Genomic DNA, 22267 nt, shown 5'->3' on the forward strand with positions numbered 1-22267 from the left:
GTTGGGGTGCAGCGTGCGAAGGGCAGGTAGGCGCCGACCCCGTAGTGCTCCGGGGCAGCCGCACGCCCCGCTGGGCGTACGACTCGTTGAGCGTCAATGAGGCCGGGAGCGGTGGGTGTGGGGTGCGGCTGGGCTGCGGGGTTGGGGTGCAGCGTGCGAAGGGCAGGTAGGCGCCGACCCCGTAGTGCTCCGGGGCAGCCGCACGCCCCGCTGGGCGTACGACTCGTTGAGCGTCAGTGAGGCCGGGAGCGGTGGGTGTGGGGGTGCGGCTGAGCTGTGGGTTAGGGGTGCGGCTGGGTGGTGGGGTCGAGGTCCTGGAGGTGGCGCTCGGCTACGGTCAGGGCCTCGTCGGGCGTGAGTGCGCCCATGAGCACCGCGTAGCGCAGGCCGTCCAGCAGTGCGGCCAGGCGGCGGGCCTCGAATGACGGGTCCTTGGTGGTGGGGAGCAGCGCGGCGACAGTACCCGTGAAGGCTCGCACTGCTTTTGACAGCGTCTCGTGCAGCGATGTGTCCACCGCCCCGCGGGCCAGGAAGGCGGCGCCGACCCGGGCGTCGAAGCGGCTGGGCTCGTCGTGCGGGAGGTACTCGGCCACGACGGCCCGCAGCAGGGGCGTCCCGGCTTGGACACGTTCGCGCACTCGTGCGCTGAATCGTTCGTGCACGCTCAGGCTGAGCCAGTGCTCGAGTGCGTACGCGATCATCTGCTCCTTGGTCGCGAAGTAGTGCTGCACGGCGCCCATCGAGACGCCGGCCTGCTGGGCCACCTCGCGCAGGGAGACGGCGTCGAGGCCCTGCGTGCCGGCGATGTGCAGCAGCGCCTCCACGATGTGCCGGCGGCGCTCGTCGTGATCGACCTTGCGAGGCACGAGTGTGCACCACCTGTCGTTCGTGTTTTACAATGCAAGTGCATTGCCAACGGTACCGCGAAGGAGGCGCCATGTCCGTGCGCACGGTCCAGAACGGCGACGTGAGTATCGCCTACGAGGAGTTCGGGTCGGCCGGCGGCGAACCGATGCTGCTCATCATGGGTCTGGACTTCCAGATGGTGTGGTGGCCGGACGAGTTCTGTGAGGCGCTGGTCGCGCGCGGGTTTCACGTCGTGCGGTTCGACAACCGTGACGCCGGCCTGTCGACACACTTCACCTCGCCGCGGCGGGAGAATCTGTTCAAGGTGCTGTTCAAGGGCATGCCGGCGCCGGCGTACACCGGGTATGACATGGTCGCCGACGGCATCGCGGTGATGGACGCCATGGGCTGGACGTCGGCGCACCTGCTCGGCGGCTCGATGGGTAGCAGCATCGCCCTGGCCACGGCCGTGCTGCACCCGGACCGGGTCCGCTCGATCGCCGGCGTGTTCACGGCGCCGGCGGCGCGGTCGGACGCGGTGCGGTACCTCAAAGTCGGCTACTTCCCCCGGCTCATTCGCCACCTCCGCCGGCTGAACCTGCCGCGCACCGACGAGGGCGCGGTCCAGACGCTCATCGAGATCGCGCGTTTGATGTCGTCGCCGAACCACCCGTTCGACGAGGCGCTGACCCGCAAGATGGCCGAGGAGAGCCACGCCCGCGCGCCGCGCGACCCGAGTAGCAGCCAGCGCCACATGGCCGCGGGCCGGGCGGCCGGCGAGCTCAACGACCGGGTCGGCGAGATCCGCGTCCCGACCGTGCTCGTCAACGGCGCCGACGACCCGTTCATCCGCCCGGCCGCCGCGGCCGCGCAGGCCCGGCGCATCCCCGGGGCCCGCTCGATGGTGATCCCGGCCATGGGCCACACGCTGCCCCGCGAACACTGGACGACACTGCTCGACACGATCACCGTGAACGCGCACGGCGCCGTGCGGCAGTAGGAGGCTTTGCGCTGCGAGCGTCCGATCATGGCCGTAGGCTGCCGCCGTGCTCGTCATCGCCGTGTTGCTGCTGGTCGCCGTGCTCGGGTTTGCCGTGGCGCGGCCGTTCGGGCTGCCGGAGGCGGTCGCGGCGGTCCCGGCGGCGGTGCTCGCCGTGCTGTTCGGCCTCGTTGGGTGGCGCGCCGCGGTCGGTGAGGTGGGTGAACTCGGCCCCACCGTGGGGTTTCTCGCGGCGGTTCTGCTGCTGTCGTACCTCGCGGAGGTGCACGGCGTGTTCGCGTACATCGGCGACGTGGCGGCCCGGCGCAGTCTCGGCCGGCCGCAGCGGCTGCTGGGGGCCGTGTTCGCCGCGGCCGCGCTCGTCACCGCCGTGCTGAGCCTGGACGCCACGGTGGTGCTGCTCACGCCGGTCGTGTTCGCGGCCGCCCGGCGCATCCGGGCCCGGCCCGAACCGCACGTGTACGCGTGCACACATCTGGCCAACTCGGCGTCGCTGCTGCTGCCGGTGTCGAACCTGACGAATCTGCTGGCGTTCGCGGCCAGCGGCCTGGGCTTCGCCGCGTTCGCCGGGCTCATGGCCGCGCCGTGGCTGGCCGTCGTCGGGGTCGAGTACGTCGTCCTGCGCCGCTTCTTCGCTGCCGACCTGGCCGTCGTCTCGGCCGTGGCGCCGTCCGCGGCCCCGGTCCGGGCCCCGCGGTATGCCCTGGTCGTCCTCGCACTCACCCTGGCCGGTTTCGCGTTCGGGCAGCCGCTGGGTGTGCATCCGGCGTTCGCGGCCGTCGCCGGTGCGGTCGCGCTGTCCGTACCGCTCATGCGCGAACGCGCACTGCGGCCGTTGTCCGTTCTGCGCGCGGCGAACCCGGCGTTCTGCGCGTTCGTGTTCGGCCTCGGCGTCGTGGTGCTCGCGGTGCGCGAACACGGCCTGGGGCGACTGGTCGATGCGCTCACGCCCGCGCACACGTCGTTTCTGTCGCTGCTGGCCGTGGCCGGGCTGGCCGCGCTGCTGGCGAACCTGCTGAACAACCTGCCGGCGACGCTGGTCCTGGTGCCGGCCGTGCACCAGTCGCCGGGCCTGCTCCTGGCGGTGCTCATCGGGGTCAATGTGGGGCCCAACCTGACGTACGTCGGCTCCCTCGCCACGCTGCTCTGGCGCCAGATCCTGCACGCCCGCGACGCCGCGCCGTCCGCCACGCAGTTCCTGCGCCTGGGTGCGCTCACGGTCCCGGCCGCGCTGGTCGCCGCGGTGGCCGCACTGTGGGTCGGCCTGCGCGTCGCCGGCATGTGAGCGCGTCGGGTGATCGGCGCTGTGATGGCGATTTGAGCTGTCGTGGCGATCGGAGCTGCGGTGGCGGCCGATTCGTGGTGACGGCCCAGCTGTGGTAGGGCCGAGCTGCGGTGGCGGCCGAGTCAGGTGGTGGCCGGTTCGTGGTGGGGCTGAGTCGTGGTGCCGGCTGAGCTGGAGTGGTGGCTGAGTCCTGGTGCGGCCGAGCCGTGATGGCGGCTGAGCTGTGGTGGCGGCCGAGCTGCGGGTGGTGGCGGCCGAGCTGTGGTGGCGGCTGAGCTGCGGTAGGGGCCGAGCTGTGACGGGGCCGAGTCGGGTCGTGGCGGTCAGGCTCGGTGCCAGTGGACCGGGTCAGTGGTGGAGGCGTGGACGATGCCCTCGGTGGCCAGGTGGAACAGGTGGGCCAGGGTTTCGGCCAGGGCCAGGCGGCGGAGCAGGCCGTGCAGTGAGTCCCAGCCGCGCGACCAGGTCAGCGCGGCCGCTACCTGCCACGCGGTGGGGGAGTCGTGCGCGTCCAGGGCGGCCAGGATCTCCGCGTTGCGTTCGTCGTGGTGGCGGATCAGGTCGCGGGCGCGGATGTCCAGGCCCCGGAACCGGTACTCGTGCGCCGGCAGTGCCTCGTCCGCGGCGAACTTCGCGGTCTGGTTCAGCGAGGACAGGTAGGCGCCGAGCGGGTCGCCGTCGGAGCGGGCGTGTACGCCGATGTTGGGGCTGATCCGGGGGAGCAGGTGGTCGCCGGTGAGCAGGATGCCGGCGCTCGCCTCGTGCAGGCACAGGTGGCCGGGTGTGTGCCCGGGCGTCCATACGGCCCGCAGCTCGTGGCGGGTCAGCGGGAGCAGGTCGCCGTCCTCGATCGTCCGGTCCGGCTCGGCCATGTCCATGAGCTCGTCGATCCGGTCGGCGTTCATGACCAGCCCGGCCGTGTCGGCGTCCGGCACGCCGTGGCGCAGCAGCCAGGCCAGGTCGGTGTTCGGGCGGCGGTTCGGCCAGGCGCGGCGGGGGAGGGTCCGCGCCTCCTCCGGGTGCATGCCGATCCAGGCGCCGCTCCGTTCGCGCAGCCAGCCGGTCATCCCGTGGTGATCAGGATGGATGTGGGTGACGACGATCCCGGTGACGTCCGCGATGTCGGCCCCGGCGGCCGCGAGCCCCGCGGTCAGCGCCGCCCGCCCGGCGTCCGAGTCCCAGCCGGGGTCGACGACGAGCACGCCGGGGTCATCGACGAAGAGATAGCTGGAGGTGTACCGCAGCGGGCTGTCCGGAATCGGCACCGGCACCGACCACACATCCGGCCGCACCCGCTCGACCGGCGGCAGAACCCGCTGCTGCCAGGCCTGACGCTGCGCGGTCCCGGTCACGATCACACCGTCGAACATACACGCAGGTTCCTGCCGATTTGCTGGTCGTTTTGTCACAGCGGTGGCGGCGGTACCGTACGTTTGCGACGCTCAGCGACATGAACGTGCTCGTCTGGCTGGCCGAGGGCACCTGGGCCGCCGCCGCCGAGGCCGCCGCCCGCCACGCCCCCGCGGGTGCCCGCATCACGCTCCTGCACGTCGTCGACCCGGCCGCCGCGGGCGACCTGGCGGGCGCCTGGAGCGGTCTCATGGGCCGCGGCCACCGCGACCCGGGCCCGGCGATGGCGGCGGTGGACGAAGCCGCCGAACGCGACCTCCTGAACGCCGCCGCCGAACACCTGGCCGGCCGCGACCACGAAACCGCCGTCCGCCGTGGCCGCACCGAACACGAGGTGATCGCCGCGTGCAACGAGCTCGGCGCCGACCTGCTGGTCGTGGCCCGTGACGGCGACCGCACGAGGGTGGGCCCGCGCAGTCTGGGCCGGCACACGCGGTTCGTCGTCGACCACGCCCCCTGCCCGGTCCTGCTGGTCTGGCCGGAACAACCCCGCATCACGACCCCGCCACCCCCGCCCCCGCCGGGCGCCGGGCCGCACCATCCGCCCCCGCCCCCGCCCCCGCCGGGCGCCGAGCCACACCGTCCACCCCCGCCGGGCGCCGGGCCGCACCATCCGCCCCCGCCCCCGCCCCCGCCGGGCGCCGGGCCGCACCATCCCCGTCGGCATCCGTAGCCCGCGACCGCCATGCGAACGTCCGGCCGGTCGGCCGTATGCACGTGTCGTAGTGGCGGACGCACAACACGACAGGACGGCTCGAACAAAGTTCGTCCCGCGGCGGGTACATTCGCCGGATGAAGAGCCCCAGCCAGCGGTACGCGCTGCGGCGCGACGACCTCGAGGACGGCACCTGCGTCGTGCCCGCCGAGTGTGCCGCGGCGACCCGGGTCGTGCTCGAGCACAAGGTCAACGGCGTCACCCCGGCCAAGCACATCTTCGACGCCGCGGCCGAGGGGGACGGCGACGAGATCAGAGTGGGTGTCGCCTGGCCCGAGGACATTCGGGTGGGGGTACTGGTCAGCGTCCACTGGCACCCCGGCCGGCGCGAGGTGCAGTTGCGGACCAAGCCGCTCGACGAGCCGCTCAAAGTCGACGGGGTCGCGTACTTCCACGAGTACGACCCGCACATCGTCACGCACGAGTTCACGCCGGCCAACTCCAACCGGGGCCGGGTGCTCGACGCGGTGCGCCGCCACGGCCTGGTGTTCGAGGACGGCAGCGCCGTGTTCCCGGAGGGCGACCTGGTCAAGAAGGCCGGTCTGGGGCGCGGGACCCGCGGCACCTTCCTGCTGCGCAATGCCATCGACCAGCTCATCCGGGAGGGGTACGTCACCCGCGTCGACGGCAGCCTCGGCGCGGCCGGGCTCCCCATCTTCCCGGCCGTGCAGGGCGCCGAAACGGTGCCGATGCTGTTCTACGCGCCGCTCATCGAGCCCGCCCACCGTCCGGAGCCCGACCCGGCCGAGGCCTCGAACCGGCACGACCACTGGGTCACCGGGTTCACCCGCAAGCTGCAGCCGGGCACGCGCCCCTCACCGCGAGCGCTCGCCCTGCACCGGATGGCGATCGACAATGGACAGATCCCGGACGCGCCACTGCCGGAGGGGTACACCTTCGTCAAGAAACACCACCGCAACGGCTGAACGCGGCGCAGCGGTGCCCGTCACAGCGGCTTGGTGTGCACGACGTCCGGGACCGGCAGGTAGCCCAGCGACTGCCAGAACCGCAGCCCGGCCGCATTGTCCGGCAGCACGAACAGGTTGATCCGCGGACATCCGAGCGCCCGCAGCCGCCCTTCCAGCTCCGCCACCAGGTGCCGCGCGATACCCCGGCGCCGCTGCGCCGGGTCGACGGCGAGGCGGAGGATGAACCCGCGCCGGCCGTCGTATGTGCCGAGCGCCGCGCCCGCGACGACGCCGGAGCCGGTCTCAGCGACGAGAAACAGCTCCGGGGTGCGCCGGCGCGTCCCCTCGATCTCGGCCTGCGGCAGGACGCTGCTGCCGACCGCCCCCCACAGCCCGACGACCGCGTCCCAGTCGTCCCACTCGAATGTGCGGATGTGCACGGTCTCGGCGCTCACGTGACAGAAGCTACAGGTCGCGCGACTTGTACGATTTGCCATGCCGGAAGGCCGGGAACACGAAGCTGCCCGCAGTGCACAGGATTGCGCGAGGTCGCCCACGCTGGTGGTGATCCGCGGGAACTCCGGGAGCGGGAAGACCACGATCGCGCGGGAGGTGCGCCGGCGTTACGGGCGCGGCTGTGCGCTGCTGGAGCAGGATCACCTGCGCCGGGTCGTCCTGCGTGAGCATGACCGCGACGACGTCGAGCCGACGGCGCCGGCGTTCATCGCGGCCACCGCCCGTACCGCCCTCGAACTCGGCCACCACGTGGTGCTCGAGGGGATCCTGCGCACGGCGCGCTACGGGGCGGTGCTGCGCGACCTGATCGCCGGGCATCCGGGGCCGTCGAGCGTGTTCTACCTCGACATCCCGTTCGACGAGACGGTCCGGCGGCACGCGGGCCGGGCCCACCTGGTGACGTTCACGCCGCAGGACATGCGCGGCTGGTACCTGCCCGGCGACCGGCTCGGCGGGCCCGGTGAGACGACGATCGGGGCGGACTCGGCGTTCGAGGACACCGTGGCCGCGATCCTGCACGGCAGCGGGCTGGCCGGGCAAGGGGCGCTGACGCCGTGCCCGGTGCACTGCCCGCGGTGCGCCGAGGAGATGACCGCTGGTAACTGAACGAGTGTTGCGTCGATAGTTGCGTCGCTGACGTTTGACGGGTACTACTCCGGGAAAGACCTTTCCATCATCGAAAGATTTCCCGAAGGGTACCGCGATGACCAAGGCGATCACCGGCCGCCTCGGAGCGATCCTCGTGCTCCTGGTGGCGCTCGGCCTGACGGCGCTGGCGTTCGTCACCTCGCCCGAGCAGCCGGCCGCCCAGGCCACCGACGGGCTGCCGGCCGGCAAGCAGTCGACCCGGGTCACCGAGCTCGAGGACCGCTTCCCCAGCGGGCGCACGCAGACCGCGCTGGTCGTCTTCGAACGGACCGGCGGGCCGCTCACGGACGAGGACCAGCAGGCCGTGGGCCGGGCCCGGGACGCCGCGGCCGCGGTCGCGCTCGGTGGCCGGGTCGCGCCGCCGCAGCCCTCCGACGACAAGCAGGCGACGCTCGTCGCGGTGCCATTGGCCGACGGGGGTGCCGCCGACGTCGCCGACGAGGTCCAGAAGTTGCGCGCGGCCGTGACCGGGGACGCGGTGCGTCGGCCGGACGGGCTGACCGTGCTGGTGACCGGCGGGCCCGCGTTCGCCCGGGACATCTCGGCCGCGTTCGAGGGCGCCGACGTGACGCTGCTCGCGGCGACCGCGATCGTCGTGGCGGTGTTGCTGCTCGTGACGTACCGCAGCCCGATCCTGTGGCTGGTGCCGCTGGCCGTGATCGGGACCGCCGACCAGGTCGTCGCGAAGCTGCTGCCGTGGGTGGCGAAGGTCGCCGGGCAGCCCACCGAGGGCCAGGTCAGCGGCATCGTGTCGGTCCTCGTCTTCGGGGCCGGGACCGACTACGCGCTGCTGCTGATCGCCCGGTACCGGGAGGAGCTGCGCCACAACGACGACCGCCGCGCCGCCATGGCCGCCGCGCTGCGCGGGGCCGCACCGGCGATCATCGGCAGCGCGACCACCGTGGTCCTCGCGCTGCTGACGCTGCTCTTCGCCGTGCTGACCACCAACCGCACGCTGGGCGCGGCGGCGGCCCTCGGCGTGGTCGTGGCCCTCGTGTTCGGCCTGGTCGTGCTGCCGGCCGCGCTGGTCTGCCTGCCCCGGGGCGTGTTCTGGCCGTTCGTGCCGCGGGCCGGCTCCGACGACCCGGCCCACGCCGGCTTCTGGTCCCGGGTCGCCGGTGGTGTGCAGCGCCGCCCGCGCATCGTGCTCGGCGCGGCCGTCGTGCTCCTCGCCGCCCTGGCCGCCGGGCTGGCCGGGACGAAGCTCGGGCTGTCGCAGAACGAGCAGTTCCGCACCAAGGTCGAGTCGGTCACCGGCGCCGAGTCCCTGGCCCGGCACTACCCGGGCCAGGCGGCGCAGCCCGTCACCGTCATCGTGAACGCGGCCGCCGCCGAGCCGGCCGTCGCCGCCGCCCGCCAGGCCGAGGGCGTGGCCCGGGTGGGCGAGCCGGAGCGGTCCGACGACGGCACGCTTGTCACCTTCGATGTCAGCATCACCGGCGACTCCGGGACGGCGACCGCGGACCGCACGGTCAAGGATCTCCGCGCCCGCCTCGGTGCGCTGGCCGGCGCGGGGGCGCTCGTCGGCGGGGACCCCGCGGCCGACCTCGACGGGCGCGACGCCAACCTGCGTGACGACTATGTGGTGGTACCGCTGGTCCTGGCGGTCGTCCTGCTCGTCCTCGTGCTGCTGCTGCGCTCCCTGGTCGCGCCGCTGCTGCTGCTGTTCACGGTCGTCGTGAGCTTCGCCGCGTCGCTCGGCGCCGCGAGTCTGGTGCTGCGTTATGTGCTCGACATTCCGGCGATCGGCACCGCGGTACCACTGCTGGCGTTTCTGTTTCTGGTGGCTCTGGGTGTCGACTACAACATCTTCCTGGCCACGCGGGCCCGGGAGGAGGCGCTCGCGCACGGGACGCGCGCGGGCATGGTGCGGGCTCTCGCCACGACCGGCGGCGTGATCACGTCGGCGGGCATCCTGCTGGCCGCGGTGTTCGCGGTGCTGGGTGTGCTCCCGGTCATCGTGCTCACGCAGATCGGTGTGATCGTCGGCATCGGCGTCGTCCTGGACACGCTCATCGTCCGCACGATCGTCGTCCCGGCCCTGGCCCTGCTGCTGGGCGACCGCTTCTGGTGGCCGGTCCGCATCGGTGACCACCGACCCGAGGGCCGCCACGAAGCCGAGGCATCGGCGGCCGGCCGGCACGAGGCCGAGGGGCGCCACGAGGGCCCGGAGCCGTCAGCCGGGCGCCACCTCGAGGGTGTCGGTGGCGAGCAGTGACCAGATCTCGGTGTCGTGGCGGACGCCCTTGTACAGGTAGGACTGCCGCAGCACCCCGTCGAGGCGCATCCCGAGCCGCCGAGCCACCGCCGAGCTCGCGGCGTTGTCGGTGCGGCAGTGCCACTCGACGCGCCGCAGGCCCCGGGTCGTGAACGCGTAGTCGATGAGCACCCGGGCGGCCTTCGTGACGAGGCCGCGGCCCTGGCCGGCGGGCTCCAGCCAGACCCCGATCTCGGCGTTGCCGGCCTCGGCGTCGAAGCTGACGAACATCGTGCCGCCGACCAGCGTCCCGCCGGCCCAGATGCCGAACAGCCGGCCGGCGTCGCGGGCCCGCAGGTCGGCGTAGCGCTGCAGGGTCGCCCGGGCCGAGTCGACGTCGGTGCTGACCCCCGCCCACGGGATCCACGGGTCGACGACGGCCCGCGCCCGGTCCATGTGCGCGAGGAACTCCTCCACCTGCCAGGGCTCCAGCGGCCGCAGTTCGGCCCCGCCCCCGAGTGAGACGCTGAACATGATCAGTACGGTACGCGGGCCCCGATCACCCGTCGACGGTGACCGTCACCGTGTGCCAGCCGGTCGCCCCGTCCGGGAACGGCGTGACCCGCGCCTCCGGCTGCACGGCGCCGGTCTTGTCCGTGGCCCGCACCCGCAGCGTGTGCGGGCCCGGGGTCGCGGCCCAGGTCAGCCGCCACTGCACCCACGTGTCCTCCGACGGCACCGGCAGCAGTTCGGCCGGCCGCCACGCCTCGTCGTCGACCTGGACCTCGACCGCGGCGATCCCGCGGCCCTGCGCCCAGGCCACCCCGGCGACCGGCGCCGAGCCGGCCGGGACGTGCCCGAACGACGCCGGCCGGTCGATCCGCGACGCCGTCTTCACCGGTCCGCGCGGCGCCCAGCCCCGGGCCACCCAGTAGGCGTTGAAGGCGTCGAAGGTCGTCAGTTCCAGGCTGTTGAGCCACTTGCAGGCGCCCGCGTACCCGTAGATGCCGGGTGTCAGCATCCGCACCGGGAAGCCGTGTTCGAGGGGCAGCGGCTCGCCGTTCATGCCGACGCACAGCATCACGTCGGGCGTCTCGAGAACGGTGCGCACCGGGGTGCCGATGCTCATCCCGTCGACGGAGCGGGCCACGACCTGGTCGGCGGCGGGGTCGATGCCGGCCTCGCGCAGCAGCGGGGCGAGGGGGACGCCGAGCCATCGGGCCGTGCCGATGTATGGGCCGCCCACCTCGTTCGAGACGCAGTTGAGCGTTATGTCGCGCTCGGTCAGTGGCCGTTGCAGGAGTTCGGCGAAGGTGAACGTCCGCGGATGTTCGACCCGGCCATGAATGCGCAGCCGCCACGTGTCCAAGTTGACGTGGGGCACGGTGAGGGCGGTGTCGACGCGGTAGAAGTCGCGGTTCGCGGTCACGAAGCCGGGGTCCTGGCCGGGCGGCAGCGGCGGTGCGGGGTTCGCGGGCGCGGGCAGCCGGACGGCCTCCCGGTCCCGGGTCGCGGCGCCGCCTCGGACGCGCCGGGTCGCGACCGCACCCGCGCCCGCGGCGGCTGCCACTGCTGAGACCGTTGCGGCCGCCCGCAGGAACTTGCGGCGATCGAACGCCGTTGGCTCGGGAGCGACTGTCGCAGGGGTGCAGGGGGCGAGGAGCTCCCTGCCCGGGGCGGGAGCGAAGCGGCCCCGGAACCCTCTGCTGCTTTTCGCGTTTGCGCTTGATGGTTTTTGTCCGTTGAGTGCGGCGAGTGCGAGGGCGGTGACGACTCCGCCGGCGAGGGACGGGAGGGCGGCGAGCAGGCCGGCGGCTGGGCGGCTCACGGCGGCGGCCGCGCCGGCGAGTGCGAACAGCCCCGCACCCGCCGGGCCGAACCAGCGGCGGCGGGCCGCGAATACGCCCACGATGACGGCGATGACGGCGATGCCGAGCGCGACCCCGGTGAGCAGGACCGGCTTGTCGTTGGTGCCGAACGTGCGCACCGCGAACTCCTTCACCGGCGTCGGGGCCGCGTCGACGAGCACACCGCCGACCGCGACCGCCGGTCCGGAACCCGGATCGCCGAAAGAAGCCAGGAGTTCGGCGACGGCTATGCCCGCCGCCGCGGCGAGCAGGCCCGAAAGGCCCGCTCGCCAACGGCCGTCCACTATGGACTTGCGAAGAGACACGTCAGCTCTTCGGCATCAGGACGGTGTCCACGATGTACACCACGGCGTTCGCGGTCTGCACGTTGCCGCACACCACCATCGAGTTGCCGTTGACGGTGAAGCTGGTGCCCGAGCCGGTCACGGTCAGGTCCGTGCCCTGCATCGTCTTGTGCGTGCCGGCGAGCTGCTCGGGGGAGAGCTTCCCCGACACGACGTGGTAGGTCAGCACCGACTTCAGCAGCTTGGGGTCGGCGGTCACCTTGCCGAGGTCGGCCATCGGAATCTTGTTGAACGCGTCGTTGGTCGGCGCGAACACCGTGATGTCGCTGGCGTTGTTGAGCGTGTCGACCAGGTTCGCCTGCTTGACCACGCCGACCAATGTGGACAGCAGCGGGTTGCCGGAGGCGGCCGAGGCGACCGGGACCTTCGCCATCGCGTTGAAGCTGCCCGGGTTGGCCGGGTCGGTCGGCACCGCGGCACAGCCGGCGCCGAACTGTCCGCTCATCGGGGCGGCGCTCGACGGGGCGCCGGTGGTCGCCATCGGCGCGCCGGTCGTCATGGTCGTGGCCGGCGCGGCGGTGTCGTCCGAGGAGTCGCTGCCGCAGGCCGCGAGGGAGAGGGCGAGCGCCGTCGCGGCGGCGACAGCGGCGAACTTGGTGCGAAACATGAGCATTCCCCTTCAATCGGTGCTTTCACCAAGGATTCGGAGCGGCGGGGGTACCGGATTGGTGCGAATCCGATCGAGTGAAGCGAGAGCGCTCTCAGGACAAAGCCGCAGCTCAACTCGACGATGGAGAGCGCTCTCTGTCGACTGACCATTGACACTGGTCGCAATTCGCCCGCATGATTGCGCAGGACCCCGGAAGCCCGCCACTTCGACCCCACGGAGTCCACACCCATGCGCCTCAGCAGAGGCCGGCCCATCGCGGTCGGCGCCCTCGCCGCCGCCGTCATCGGCGGCGCACTCACCTTCCTCGCCCTGCCCAACGCCGAGGCGGCCACGCTCGGCTCCGGCTCCTACGCCACCACGCAGCCGGCCGGCACCACCGGACCGACCGGGTGCGGCAGCATCGCGACCAACCCCCGCCAGTACGTCACCGCCAACGCGCCGGCCGGGGCCGTCCCCACCAACGACTGGTGGTCGTCGCTGCTGTTCAAGCGCACCGACTGCAACTACGCGCTGCCGCTGGAAGCGCACCCGATGGCGTTCCAGCCCTCCGCCGGCGGCCTCGGCGTCTCCTACACCACCGAGGCGTCCATCTCCGGCACCGCGACCGGCGTCGGCGAGTACCACTTCCCGTACACGACCGAGTTCACGCTCGGCGTGAGCGGACTGAACGCCCCGAACACGCTCGTGGACGGCTGGACGGACTGGACGGTCACCCCGTCGTGGTCGGACGGTGCGCGCACGCTCAAAACGACAATCGGACACGGGCTGCCGTTCGTATACGCGCAGACGTCCGGCGGCAACGCGCAGCTGACGTTCGGCGGCGCGCCGAGCGTGTGGACGAACAGCGGCAACAAGGTCGGCTTCACCGTCCGCGGCCACGACTACATGGCCTACGCCCCGACCGGCGCCACCTGGACCGTCAGCGGCAACGCCATCACCTCGACCCTGGCCGGCAAGAACTACTTCTCGGTGGCGCTGCTGCCGACGACGACGTCCACGCCGGCCGCCGACCGCACATCCCTGGCCAACACCTACGGCACGTACGCGCACAACCACGTGACCGGCACGCGCGTCGCCTGGAGCTACGACCAGAACGCGAGCACGGTCAACGCCACCTACACGCTCACGACGACCGCCCGCGAGGGCACCGGCTCCGGCACCGTCGTCGCGCTCTACCCGCACCAGTGGAAGAGCCTGGCCGGGTCGAGCACGATCGCGCAGACGTACGTGTCGCCGCGCGGCCAGATGAAGGTCATCACCGGCGCCGCAGCGTTCACGACCGCGACCCGTTTCCAGGGGGTACTGCCTGAGGTCCCCGCCGTCGCGGACTCCGCCGGCGCCGACCTGACGACCGTCGGCGGCTACCTCGACCAGGTCGCGACCGGCGACCCCCTGGCCGCGTTCGGCAACGACACCTACTGGACCGGCAAGGGCCTCGGCCGGGCCGCGCGCGCCGCCGAACTCGCCGACCAGCTCGGCCGCACTGCCCAGCGCGACGCCCTCCTCAGCGCCATCAAGACCCGGCTCACCGACTGGTTCACCGCCGGCTCCGGCGAGGCCGGCCGGCTGTTCGTGTACAACCAGGCCTGGGGCACGCTGATCGGCTACCCGGCGTCATACGGCTCCGACCAGGAGCTCAACGACCACCACTTCCACTACGGCTACTACATCGCGGCCGCGGCGACGCTCGCCAAGTACGACAAGGCGTGGGCGGCGACGAGCGCGTACGGCGGGATGGTCAACCTGCTCATCCGCGACGCCAACAACCCCGACCGGTCCGACACGATGTTCCCGTTCCTGCGCGACTTCGACATCTACGCCGGGCACGACTGGGCGTCCGGGCACGGATCGTTCGGCGCCGGCAACAACCAGGAGTCGTCGTCGGAGGGCATGAACTTCGCCAACGCGCTCATCCAGTGGGGCATCGCGACCGGCAACACCGCCGTCCGCGACGCCGGGCTGTACATCTACTCCACGCAGGCGCAGGCGATCCAGGAGTACTGGTTCGACTCGTCCAACCAGAACTTCCCGTCGACGTTCGCGCACAACGAGGTCGGGATGGTCTGGGGCGACGGCGGGGCCTACGCGACCTGGTTCAGCGCCGAGCCCGAGATGATCCAGGGCATCAACATGCTGCCGATCACCGGCGGCTCCAACTACCTCGGCTACAAGCCGTCGTACATCGCGACCAACTACAACGAGATGACGACGAACAACGGCGGCCCGCCGACGGTGTGGCAGGACGTGCTGTGGTCGTTCCAGGCGCTGGGCAATGGCGACACGGCACTGGCCAACTTCCGCGCGAATTCGGGGTACACCCCGGAAGAAGGCGAAAGCAAGGCGCACACCTTCCACTGGATCCGCAACCTCGCCGCACTGGGCACAGTGGACACGACGGTCACCGCGAACACGCCGCTGTACGCGGTGTACACGAAGAACGGCGTGCGCACGTACGCCGCGACGAACCTGACGTCGGCGCCGCTCACGGTCACGTTCTCCGACGGCCGCACGCTCACCGTGGCCGCCGGGAAGACCGCGACGACCGGGGCCTTCACCTGGTCGGGCGGCAACGGCTCCAGCAACCCGCCCACGTCGCAGCCGCCGACGTCCACGTCGCCGTCACCGTCGAAGTCGCCGTCGTCGTCGTCGTCCCCGTCGTCCTCGCCGCCCCCGGCCACCGGCTCCAACAAGTTCTACCTGCGCAGCGGGCCGGCGCTGAACACCACCGCCGGCGGCGGGGCGACGACGCAGACGGTCACGGCCGCGAACGGCAACTACGACGGCACCCCGCACAACCCGGTCACCTACCAGGCGTGCGGCATCACCGGCAGCGTGAACGGCGGCGCGACGCAGTTCACGCTGCACGTCGACGCCGGAACCACCGTCGGGCAGGGCATCGAGGCCCGCGTCTCGTACGACTTCACCGGCTCCGGCACCTACGGGCGGGTCGAGACGTACCGCTACTTCGCCACCGACCCGGTGACGGGCACGGAGCAGTACACGCAGGCGGTCGGCCTCGCCTCGTCGTCGGGCACCCTGGCCGCGATGAACCGCGGGTGCGTGAAGCTGGAGGTGTGGAACGCCATCGGCAACGCCCCGACCACGGTCCGGATCGACGCCACGGCCGCCAACGGCAACCAGTCGACGGTGACCATTCCCTACACCGTGTGACATTGTGAGCGATCGGCGCCGGTGTGCTCGTGCGAGTACACCGGCGCCGTGCTGTTCGAAAGCGTCAGCTCGTGAGCGTGACGGTGACCGTGACCCGGCCCTTCCCGTCGCGGTGCGACACCGCGTGACCGGGCCGGTCGGCGCCGTCGAGGTTGAGGCTGATCGGGCCGCCGGCGCCGGTGAAGTTGCGCCACCACGCCTTGGCGTCCGGCAACTGCACCCCGATCGTCACGGTGTCGCCGCGCCGCTTGTAGGCGACCGGCGTGCTGAACGTCCGGCCCGACCGGCGCCCGGTGTAGGTCACGACGGTCAGGCGCCGGCGCACGATCCGCCCGAGGCGCGGCGAGTCCCGCAGCCGCAGCACGCAGCCGTTGACCCGGTCGACAGTGGCCCTCGGAAGTTCCATGCGGCCACGGTACCGCAGCCGCCCGGGCCGAGTTCCCGACCGCTCGGTGACGCGGCGTCACCGCTCTGGGGTGCACCGACCGATGAGTTGCCGCCCTCGGTGCCGAGGTGGTGGCATCGAACTACTAAGAAAGATCGTATTTCACTGGACATCATCCCCGGTTGAGGTCATACGGTCGGAGGCATGCGGATCCGCGGGGCTCGGACGACGTTCTTCCACTTGCTGGTGAGCACGCTGCTGGTGTCGGTCATCAACTTCACGGTGTGGTTCGCGATCACGTTCTACGTGTATCTGGAGACACGGTCCGTGTTCGCCACCGGGGTCGTCTCCGGAATTTTCCTCGTGCTGTCCGCGTCCACCGGGATCTGGTTCGGCAGCCTCGTCGACCACCATCGCAAGAAGCTGGTCATGCAGGGGTCCGCGGCCGCGTCGCTGCTGCTCTACACGATTGCGTTCGCCGTGTATCAGACGGCGCCGGAGGGGGCGTTCCGCGACCCGGCGGGTGTGCGGCTCTGGACGCTCATCGTGGTGCTCATGATTGGCGTGATCGCCGGGAACCTGCGCACGATCGCACTGCCGACGCTGGTCACCGTCCTGATCGACGAGGACTCGCGGGACCGGGCCAACGGACTCGTCGGTACCACTTCCGGCGTCTCGATGCTCGTCACCTCGGTCATCTCCGGCGTGCTCGTCGCGGTCGGCGGGATGACGTGGGTGCTCGTGCTCGCCGTCGGGGTGCTCGGCGCCGCCCTCGTGCACCTGGCGTTCGTGCGCATCGCCGAGCCCGGGCCGGTCGCCGCCGAGGCGGGGGAGCCGGAGCCGAAGCGCGTCGATCTGCGCGGGACACTGCGCGTGGTCGGGCAGGTGCCGGGGCTCGCGGCGCTCATCGTGTTCTCGACGTTCAACAACTTCCTCGGCGGCGTGTTCATGGCGCTCATGGACGCGTACGGGCTGTCGCTCGTCTCCGTCCAGGCGTGGGGCCTGCTGTGGGGCGCCCTGAGCACCGGGATCATCGTCGGCGGGCTGCTCATCGCCCGGACCGGGCTCGGACGTAACCCGGTGTGGCTGCTGTTCGCGGTGAACGTCGTGTTGTGGACCGTGACGGCGCTGTTCGCGCTGCGCTCGTCGATCGTCCTGCTGGCCGCCGGCATGTACGTGTTCATGCTGCTGATGCCCTACGCCGAGGCCGCCGAGCAGACGATCCTGCAGAAGGTGGTGCCGTATGAGCGGCAGGGGCGGGTGTTCGGTTTCGCGCAGAGTGTCGAGCAGTCCGCGTCGCCGCTGACCGCGTTTCTGATCGCGCCGGTCGCGCAGTTCGTGTTCATTCCGTTCATGACGGACGGCTACGGTGCGCGCACGATCGGCACCTGGTTCGGCACCGGGGCCGATCGGGGCCTCGCGCTGCTGTTCGTGCTCACCGGGGTCGTCGGCGTGATCGCCACCGTGCTCGCGATGCGGTCACGCCCTTATCACCGCCTGAGCCGCCGGTACGCCGCCGAGTAGCCGCGGCCGGTCGAGCGACGGTGGCCGGTCGGGCAGCGCCGGGCGGTCCAGCAGTGGCGGCCGGTCGAGCAGCGGCGGCAGGCCGAACGCGGGGAAGAGGTCCGGGCGGTGGAACGCCAGCACGGCTTTGACCGCGGCCCCGGCTCCGGCCGTGGCTCCGGGTCCGGGTCCGGGTCCGGTCAGCGTGAGGACGTGGAGCTGGTGCGGGCGGTAGGCGCCGTCGTCGCCGCGGACGTAGCACGCGAACGCCGGTTGCGTGTTGGCCTTCGTCGCGATCATGAGCCGGGAGCCCGGGGCCGGCCGTAGCTTGACCCGCAGCAGGTCGAGCACGGCGGCGCGGCCCGCGAACCAGGTCGGCACCGGCGGCATCTCCCACCGTACGTCCCCGGTCAGCAGCCGTTCCAGGGCGGCGAGGTCGGCCCGTTCGAAGGCGTCGGCGTAGCGGTCCAGCAGCCGCCGCCGGTCCGGCTCGGCCGGCTCGCTGACCTCGTCCTCGGTCGGTGCCCGGCGGGCCAGCTCGGCCCGGGCCCGCTGCAGGTGGCTGTTGACCGCGGCCGGCGTGGTCTCGAGGAGCTCGGCCACCTCCGCGGCCGGCCAGGCCAGGACGTCGCGCAGGATCAGCACCGCCCGGGGCCGGGGCGGGAGGTGCTGCAGCGCGGCGACCATCGCCAGGCGCAGGCTGTGGCGGGCGCCGACGACGACAGCCGGGTCGGGGAACGGCTCGATCCAGCCCGCGTCGGCGGTGCGCGGGGCCAGGTCGTCCGGGTCGGGGCCGGGCGCGCCGAGCGCGGCCGGGACCAGGCGGCGGCTGCTGTGCGTGAGCGCCTTCAGGCAGACGTTGGTCGCGATGCGGTACAGCCACGTCCGGATCGACGACCGGTCCTCGAACCGGGCGAATCCCCGCCAGGCGCGCAGGTAGGTCTCCTGGACGGCGTCCTCGGCGTCGTGGAGCGAGCCGAGCATCCGGTAGCAGTGCGCGAGCAGCTCCCCGCGGCGCCGCGCGAACTCGCCCTCGAGGGTCACCGCACCTCCTGCGTGACGCGCGCCCGGTCGGCGATGGCCAGGCTCGACAGGGCTCCGAGCAGCGACAGTACCCCGCACGCGACGAGCGCGTGCCCCCAGCCGACGGCGAGTACCGACCCGACCACGGCGACCCCGGCCACGCCGCCGAGCTGGCGCATGGTGCTGTACACCCCGGACGCCAGGCCGACGGCCGACCGGGGCAGGGATCCGACGGCGGCGCTCTGCGCGGCCGGCATCGCCATCGACACGCCGCACCCGGCGACCACGAACGCCGCGACGAGGCCGACGTATCCGCCGCCGCTCGCCGCGGCGATCCAGAACATGCCGAGCCCCTGCAGCGCCAGCCCCAGCACGGCCAGGGGCCGCTCGCCGAACCGGTCGACGAGCCGCCCGGCGACCGGGCCGACCAGGAACAGCGTGGCCGTCCACGGCAGCAGCCGCAGTCCGGCCTCCAGCGGGCCGGAACCGTAGCGGGCCTGCAGGAACTGGGCGTTGACGAACACCGCCCCGTACAGCGCCGCGGTCAGCAGGAAGCCGGCGGTGTTCCCGGCGAAGAAGGTGCGATTGGGCAGTACCCCCGCCGCAGTTGTCTTGGTCGGAGCGGCCGACTCGGCCAGCCACCGGAAGATCAACGGAATCGCCAGGGCGCCGATCGGGACGTTGAGCCAGAAGATCCACTGCCAGGCCAGGCCCTCGGTCACGGCCCCGCCGACGACCGGCCCGGCCAGCACCGCCAGGCCGGTCAGCCCGCTGAACACGCCGATCGCCCAGCCGCGCCGCTCGGCCGGGAACGCGACCCCCAGCAGGGCCAGGGCGAGGGGCATGACGGCCGCCGCGCCCACGCCCTGCACGGCCCGGGCCGCGATCAGCGCCGGCATCGACGGGGCCAGGGCGCACCCGGCCGACGCGGCGCAGAACAGGGCCAGCCCGGCCGCGTACGTCCGGCGCCGCCCCCAGCGGTCACCGAGGAGCGCCGCGGGCAGCATCAGCAGGGCGAAGCTGAGGCTGTACGCGTTCACCGCCCACTCCAGCTGCCCGGTCGACGCGCCCAGCTCGTGCCGGATCGTGCCCAGCGCGGCCGCGACCACGAGCGCGTCCAGCGCCACCATCACCGCGCCGGCCCCGGTCAGGGCCAGCACCCAGTACTCCCGCTTGCTGCTCATACCCGTGCAGACCCCGGCGGGGGTCCGAACTCATCGCCGGCCGGGTGCGAAGATTGGCGGATGCCAGATCAGAAGCAGGCCTACGTGCACGCGGCCGGGGCCGGCGGCGCCTGGGCGGCCGTGCTCACCTACGGCGCGCACCGGCGTGAGCTGCAGGGCACCGAGCCCGGGGCCCCCGCCGACAAGATGGCGCTGACCGCCGTCGTCGCCGGACTCGAGACCCTGACCCGGCCGACCGTGGTCGAGGTCCGGGTGCGCAGCGACTACGTCCGCGGCGGCGGCCAGGGCGGCCTGTGGGACCGGCTGCGGGCGGCCGCGGGGCGGCACGACGTCAGCTGGGTGTGGTCGGGCGACTACGAGGAGCTGGACCGGGCGCAGGAGCTGGCCGGCCCCGAGGCGTCGGTCGAGGAGTTCGTCGAGGCGCTCGGCGAGCACGTCGCCAACGACCCCGACGGGCCCGACCCGGCCGAGCTCGTGGAGCTCGCCGACGAGATGGTCGAGGACGAGTACCGGGCCATCACGGCGGTCAGGAAGGGTGAGATCACGTTCGAGGGGATCGGCGCGGTCGCCGTCCCGCGGGAGATCGCCGAGCAGGCCCGGGCCGGCTGGCGGGTCATGCTGTCCGCGGCGCGGGTCGAGGGGAACTGGTACCTGCTCGACGTGGCGAGCTGATGCGCCCGCGGCCCGGGGAGGTCCTGCACTTTTCCGAGGACCCGCACATCGAGCGGTTCGAGCCGCACGTGGCCGCGACCGCGCAGCAGCCCGAGGCCTACGTGTGGGCCGTCGACTCCGCGCGGGCGCCCGACTACTGGTTCCCGCGGCAGTGCCCGCGGGCCATGGCCTGGGTGCGGCCCGGGACGACCGCAGCCGACCGGGAGCGGATCTGCGGGCCGGGCGGCGGTGATCGGGTGCACGCGATCGAGTACGGCTGGCTGGAGGCGCTGCGGACGACTCGGCTGTACGCGTACCGGTTCGCGGCCGACGATTTCCGGCCGTTTCGTGAGCATGCACACGTCTGCGAGGTGACGGTGGTGCCGCTCGGGCCGCCCGAGCCCGTGGGTGACCTCGTCGAGTGCCACGCACGGGCCGGGATTCAGCTCCGTCTGCTGCCGAATCTGTGGGCGTTCTGGGACGCGGTGATTGCCGGCACGATGGGGTTCAGTGGTATCCGGCTTCGCAATGCGCTGCCTCGGGGCGATCTGCGGTAGGTGGTCGGCGACCACCATTGATGGCGCCGCTGTGTTCGCGGTGTCGTGCTTTGTTGCGGTGCTGTGGTTTGTTGCGGTGCTGTGGCTTGGTGCGGTGCTGTGGTTTGTTGCGGTGCTGTGGTTTGTTGCGGTGCTGCCTGTTTGTCGGTTGCCTTTACATCGTGATCCGGGCCTTCGTCTTCGGGATCGACTCGACCACGTTGCGGGGCAGGTTCAGGGTGTCGGCGGCGACCTGCGGCGGGGTGTTGGCCATCCACTGGCTCAGTGAGATGTCCTCGAACTTCGGGTTGCGGAACATTTCCAGGAACACCAGCGGCTCGGTGCCGGTGTTCTCGATGTAGTGGCCGTAGGCGAACGGGACGTACCCGACGTCGCCGGCCTGGTAGTTGAACGTGCGGTTGAGGCCGCTGCTGGCGAAGACACCCATCCGGCCGCGGCCCGAGATGTAGTACTGCCACTCGTCGTCGGTCGGGTGCCAGTGCAGCTCGCGCAGGCCGCCCGGCTCGATCTCGACGAGCGCGGCGCTGATCGTGTCCGAGGCGGCGAAGTTCGTGGAGTCGGCGACGCGGGCCTGGCCACCCTCGAAGTATTCCGGCTCCTGCGCGAGTAGCCGGTGCTTGAATGTGCGCGGTACGTCGCCGGTCGGGCTGACCACGGCGTCGCGTTCCAGTGGCGGCGGAACCTGCCCGCTGAAGATGTACTTCTCCCGCTCCGGCAGCCGCTCCAGCTGCTCCGGCGCCCAGCCGAAGTTCTTGGCGATGACGCTCTTCGGGGTGTGCGCGAAGAAGTCACTGATCATGAACGTCGAGTTCTCGGAGAACTGCCCGTCGTCGAACACGAGCAGGAACTCGACACCTTCGTCGAGCGCTTGGATGTGGTGCGGCACGCCGTGCGGGAAGAACCACAGGTCGCCCTTGCGCACATCCTCCAGGAAGTTGCGCCCCTCCTGGTCGACGGCGCCGATGCGGCAGCTTCCGTCGAGCACATACGCCCATTCGGACTGTTTGTGCCAGTGCAGCTCCCGGTAGGCGCCCGGGTCGAGCTTCATGTCCACTCCGGCCAGTTCGGTCGCGACGGGCAGTTCGCGCTGTGTCACTTCGCGCGTCCAGCCGCCGTCCTCGATGCGCGTGTGCGCCATGGACATCGAGAACTTGAGATTCGGCAGGGTGCCGCTGTCGGTTTCCGGCGGGGCGAGCACGTCGGGGTTCTGCCGGTCGAGTTCGACGTTGCGCGGTCCGGTGTCGGATCCGCCTTTGCGGCCGCGCTCGGGCTGCGGCAAGCGTTCGGTGTGCATGCGCGCTCCTTGTCGGTTGTTGTTCGTGGGCTGCATGAGCGGGTGTCGGTTGTTGTGCGGGGGTTGCATGAGCGGGTGTCGGTTGTTGTGCGGGGGTTGCATGAGCGGGCGTCGGTTGTTGTTCGTGGGCTGCACGAGCGGGCGTCCGTTGT

Annotated in this window: 20 protein-coding genes; 10 read left to right on the forward strand and 10 right to left on the reverse strand. The window is 72.0% G+C overall.

Going from position 1 to position 22267, the window contains the following annotated elements; all coding sequences use genetic code 11:
* Positions 1-281: 281 nt before the first annotated feature.
* Positions 282-866: a TetR/AcrR family transcriptional regulator gene (locus ACIA8L_RS45030; protein WP_395914650.1), complete on the reverse strand. Its 585-nt coding sequence runs from the start codon at positions 864-866 to the stop codon at positions 282-284.
* A gap of 71 nt (positions 867-937) precedes the next feature.
* Between ACIA8L_RS45030 and ACIA8L_RS45035 the strand changes: the two genes are divergently transcribed.
* Together ACIA8L_RS45035 and ACIA8L_RS45040 are read left to right on the forward strand one after the other, a co-directional pair.
* Entirely contained in the window at positions 938-1846 is a 909-nt protein-coding gene (locus tag ACIA8L_RS45035) for an alpha/beta fold hydrolase (RefSeq protein WP_395914652.1), read from the forward strand.
* 46 nt (positions 1847-1892) lie between these two features.
* Complete coding sequence (locus tag ACIA8L_RS45040; RefSeq protein WP_395914654.1) at positions 1893-3131, forward strand: SLC13 family permease; 1239 nt, start codon at positions 1893-1895, stop codon at positions 3129-3131.
* Between the two features lie 323 nt (positions 3132-3454).
* Here the strand turns inward: ACIA8L_RS45040 and ACIA8L_RS45045 are convergent, their stop codons facing one another.
* Positions 3455-4501, reverse strand: coding sequence for an MBL fold metallo-hydrolase (locus ACIA8L_RS45045; RefSeq protein WP_395914656.1), 1047 nt, complete (start codon positions 4499-4501; stop codon positions 3455-3457).
* A gap of 80 nt (positions 4502-4581) precedes the next feature.
* Here ACIA8L_RS45045 and ACIA8L_RS45050 point away from each other — a divergent pair, with 80 nt between their 5' ends.
* Positions 4582-5214, forward strand: a complete 633-nt coding sequence (locus ACIA8L_RS45050; RefSeq protein ID WP_395914658.1) for a universal stress protein — start codon at positions 4582-4584, stop codon at positions 5212-5214.
* Between the two features lie 119 nt (positions 5215-5333).
* A complete protein-coding gene (locus ACIA8L_RS45055) occupies positions 5334-6182 on the forward strand; it encodes a hypothetical protein (RefSeq protein WP_395914660.1) in 849 nt (282 codons plus the stop codon).
* 20 nt (positions 6183-6202) lie between these two features.
* Here the strand turns inward: ACIA8L_RS45055 and ACIA8L_RS45060 are convergent, their stop codons facing one another.
* A complete protein-coding gene (locus tag ACIA8L_RS45060) occupies positions 6203-6619 on the reverse strand; it encodes a GNAT family N-acetyltransferase (protein ID WP_395914662.1) in 417 nt (138 codons plus the stop codon).
* 40 nt (positions 6620-6659) lie between these two features.
* Here ACIA8L_RS45060 and ACIA8L_RS45065 point away from each other — a divergent pair, with 40 nt between their 5' ends.
* A complete protein-coding gene (locus ACIA8L_RS45065) occupies positions 6660-7286 on the forward strand; it encodes an AAA family ATPase (RefSeq protein WP_395914663.1) in 627 nt (208 codons plus the stop codon).
* Positions 7287-7383: 97 nt separating this feature from the next.
* The gene (locus ACIA8L_RS45070) at positions 7384-9546 is read left to right on the forward strand and encodes an MMPL family transporter (protein WP_395914665.1); all 2163 of its coding nucleotides are present in this window, start codon (positions 7384-7386) and stop codon (positions 9544-9546) included.
* Here ACIA8L_RS45070 and ACIA8L_RS45075 read toward each other — a convergent pair.
* The 3 genes from ACIA8L_RS45075 to ACIA8L_RS45085 are packed head-to-tail and all read right to left on the reverse strand — an operon-like array spanning position 9505 to position 12344.
* Positions 9505-10059, reverse strand: a complete 555-nt coding sequence (locus ACIA8L_RS45075) for a GNAT family N-acetyltransferase (RefSeq protein ID WP_395914667.1) — start codon at positions 10057-10059, stop codon at positions 9505-9507. The two genes, ACIA8L_RS45070 and ACIA8L_RS45075, sit on opposite strands and share 42 nt — an antisense overlap.
* A gap of 25 nt (positions 10060-10084) precedes the next feature.
* A complete protein-coding gene (locus tag ACIA8L_RS45080) occupies positions 10085-11698 on the reverse strand; it encodes a molybdopterin-dependent oxidoreductase (protein ID WP_395914669.1) in 1614 nt (537 codons plus the stop codon).
* Between the two features lies 1 nt (position 11699).
* A complete protein-coding gene (locus ACIA8L_RS45085; protein WP_395914671.1) occupies positions 11700-12344 on the reverse strand; it encodes a fasciclin domain-containing protein in 645 nt (214 codons plus the stop codon).
* A gap of 231 nt (positions 12345-12575) precedes the next feature.
* On the opposite strand from ACIA8L_RS45085, the gene ACIA8L_RS45090 reads away from it, so the two are divergent.
* A complete protein-coding gene (locus ACIA8L_RS45090) occupies positions 12576-15518 on the forward strand; it encodes a glycosyl hydrolase (protein WP_395914673.1) in 2943 nt (980 codons plus the stop codon).
* A gap of 64 nt (positions 15519-15582) precedes the next feature.
* Here ACIA8L_RS45090 and ACIA8L_RS45095 read toward each other — a convergent pair whose 3' ends face one another.
* Positions 15583-15924, reverse strand: a complete 342-nt coding sequence (locus ACIA8L_RS45095) for a hypothetical protein (RefSeq protein WP_395914675.1) — start codon at positions 15922-15924, stop codon at positions 15583-15585.
* A 183-nt stretch (positions 15925-16107) separates the two neighbouring features.
* Here ACIA8L_RS45095 and ACIA8L_RS45100 point away from each other — a divergent pair, with 183 nt between their 5' ends.
* Positions 16108-17427, forward strand: coding sequence for an MFS transporter (locus tag ACIA8L_RS45100; RefSeq protein ID WP_395914677.1), 1320 nt, complete (start codon positions 16108-16110; stop codon positions 17425-17427).
* On the opposite strand, the gene ACIA8L_RS45105 is transcribed toward ACIA8L_RS45100, so the two are convergent.
* Both ACIA8L_RS45105 and ACIA8L_RS45110 read right to left on the reverse strand, forming a co-directional pair.
* Positions 17383-18450, reverse strand: a complete 1068-nt coding sequence (locus ACIA8L_RS45105) for an RNA polymerase subunit sigma-70 (RefSeq protein WP_395914679.1) — start codon at positions 18448-18450, stop codon at positions 17383-17385. The genes ACIA8L_RS45100 and ACIA8L_RS45105 overlap by 45 nt on opposite strands.
* Complete coding sequence (locus ACIA8L_RS45110) at positions 18447-19613, reverse strand: MFS transporter (RefSeq protein ID WP_395914681.1); 1167 nt, start codon at positions 19611-19613, stop codon at positions 18447-18449. The genes ACIA8L_RS45105 and ACIA8L_RS45110 overlap by 4 nt, the downstream gene beginning before the upstream one ends.
* Positions 19614-19673: 60 nt before the next feature.
* On the opposite strand from ACIA8L_RS45110, the gene ACIA8L_RS45115 reads away from it, so the two are divergent.
* Positions 19674-20285 carry a hypothetical protein gene (locus ACIA8L_RS45115; protein ID WP_395914682.1) on the forward strand — a complete coding sequence of 204 codons (612 nt, stop codon included), beginning with the start codon at positions 19674-19676 and terminating at the stop codon, positions 20283-20285.
* Positions 20285-20821: a DUF6886 family protein gene (locus ACIA8L_RS45120; RefSeq protein ID WP_395914684.1), complete on the forward strand. Its 537-nt coding sequence runs from the start codon at positions 20285-20287 to the stop codon at positions 20819-20821. Before ACIA8L_RS45115 ends, ACIA8L_RS45120 begins: the two co-directional genes overlap by 1 nt.
* A 154-nt stretch (positions 20822-20975) precedes the next feature.
* Here ACIA8L_RS45120 and ACIA8L_RS45125 read toward each other — a convergent pair whose 3' ends face one another.
* A complete protein-coding gene (locus ACIA8L_RS45125; protein ID WP_395914686.1) occupies positions 20976-22115 on the reverse strand; it encodes an oxalate decarboxylase family bicupin in 1140 nt (379 codons plus the stop codon).
* Between the last annotated feature and the right edge of the window lie 152 nt (positions 22116-22267).

The organism is Dactylosporangium sp. NPDC051541, assembly GCF_044454505.1.
GTDB lineage: Bacteria > Actinomycetota > Actinomycetes > Mycobacteriales > Micromonosporaceae > Dactylosporangium.

Coding starts and splice junctions, on each gene's coding strand:
- ACIA8L_RS45035 (WP_395914652.1), top strand. CDS start 938: ATGTCCGTGCGCACGGTCCAGAACGGCGACGTGAGTATCGCCTACGAG.
- ACIA8L_RS45045 (WP_395914656.1), bottom strand. CDS start 4,501: ATGTTCGACGGTGTGATCGTGACCGGGACCGCGCAGCGTCAGGCCTGG.
- ACIA8L_RS45050 (WP_395914658.1), top strand. CDS start 4,582: ATGAACGTGCTCGTCTGGCTGGCCGAGGGCACCTGGGCCGCCGCCGCC.
- ACIA8L_RS45055 (WP_395914660.1), top strand. CDS start 5,334: ATGAAGAGCCCCAGCCAGCGGTACGCGCTGCGGCGCGACGACCTCGAG.
- ACIA8L_RS45065 (WP_395914663.1), top strand. CDS start 6,660: ATGCCGGAAGGCCGGGAACACGAAGCTGCCCGCAGTGCACAGGATTGC.
- ACIA8L_RS45070 (WP_395914665.1), top strand. CDS start 7,384: ATGACCAAGGCGATCACCGGCCGCCTCGGAGCGATCCTCGTGCTCCTG.
- ACIA8L_RS45075 (WP_395914667.1), bottom strand. CDS start 10,059: ATGTTCAGCGTCTCACTCGGGGGCGGGGCCGAACTGCGGCCGCTGGAG.
- ACIA8L_RS45085 (WP_395914671.1), bottom strand. CDS start 12,344: ATGTTTCGCACCAAGTTCGCCGCTGTCGCCGCCGCGACGGCGCTCGCC.
- ACIA8L_RS45090 (WP_395914673.1), top strand. CDS start 12,576: ATGCGCCTCAGCAGAGGCCGGCCCATCGCGGTCGGCGCCCTCGCCGCC.
- ACIA8L_RS45095 (WP_395914675.1), bottom strand. CDS start 15,924: ATGGAACTTCCGAGGGCCACTGTCGACCGGGTCAACGGCTGCGTGCTG.
- ACIA8L_RS45100 (WP_395914677.1), top strand. CDS start 16,108: ATGCGGATCCGCGGGGCTCGGACGACGTTCTTCCACTTGCTGGTGAGC.
- ACIA8L_RS45110 (WP_395914681.1), bottom strand. CDS start 19,613: ATGAGCAGCAAGCGGGAGTACTGGGTGCTGGCCCTGACCGGGGCCGGC.
- ACIA8L_RS45115 (WP_395914682.1), top strand. CDS start 19,674: ATGCCAGATCAGAAGCAGGCCTACGTGCACGCGGCCGGGGCCGGCGGC.
- ACIA8L_RS45120 (WP_395914684.1), top strand. CDS start 20,285: ATGCGCCCGCGGCCCGGGGAGGTCCTGCACTTTTCCGAGGACCCGCAC.
- ACIA8L_RS45125 (WP_395914686.1), bottom strand. CDS start 22,115: ATGCACACCGAACGCTTGCCGCAGCCCGAGCGCGGCCGCAAAGGCGGA.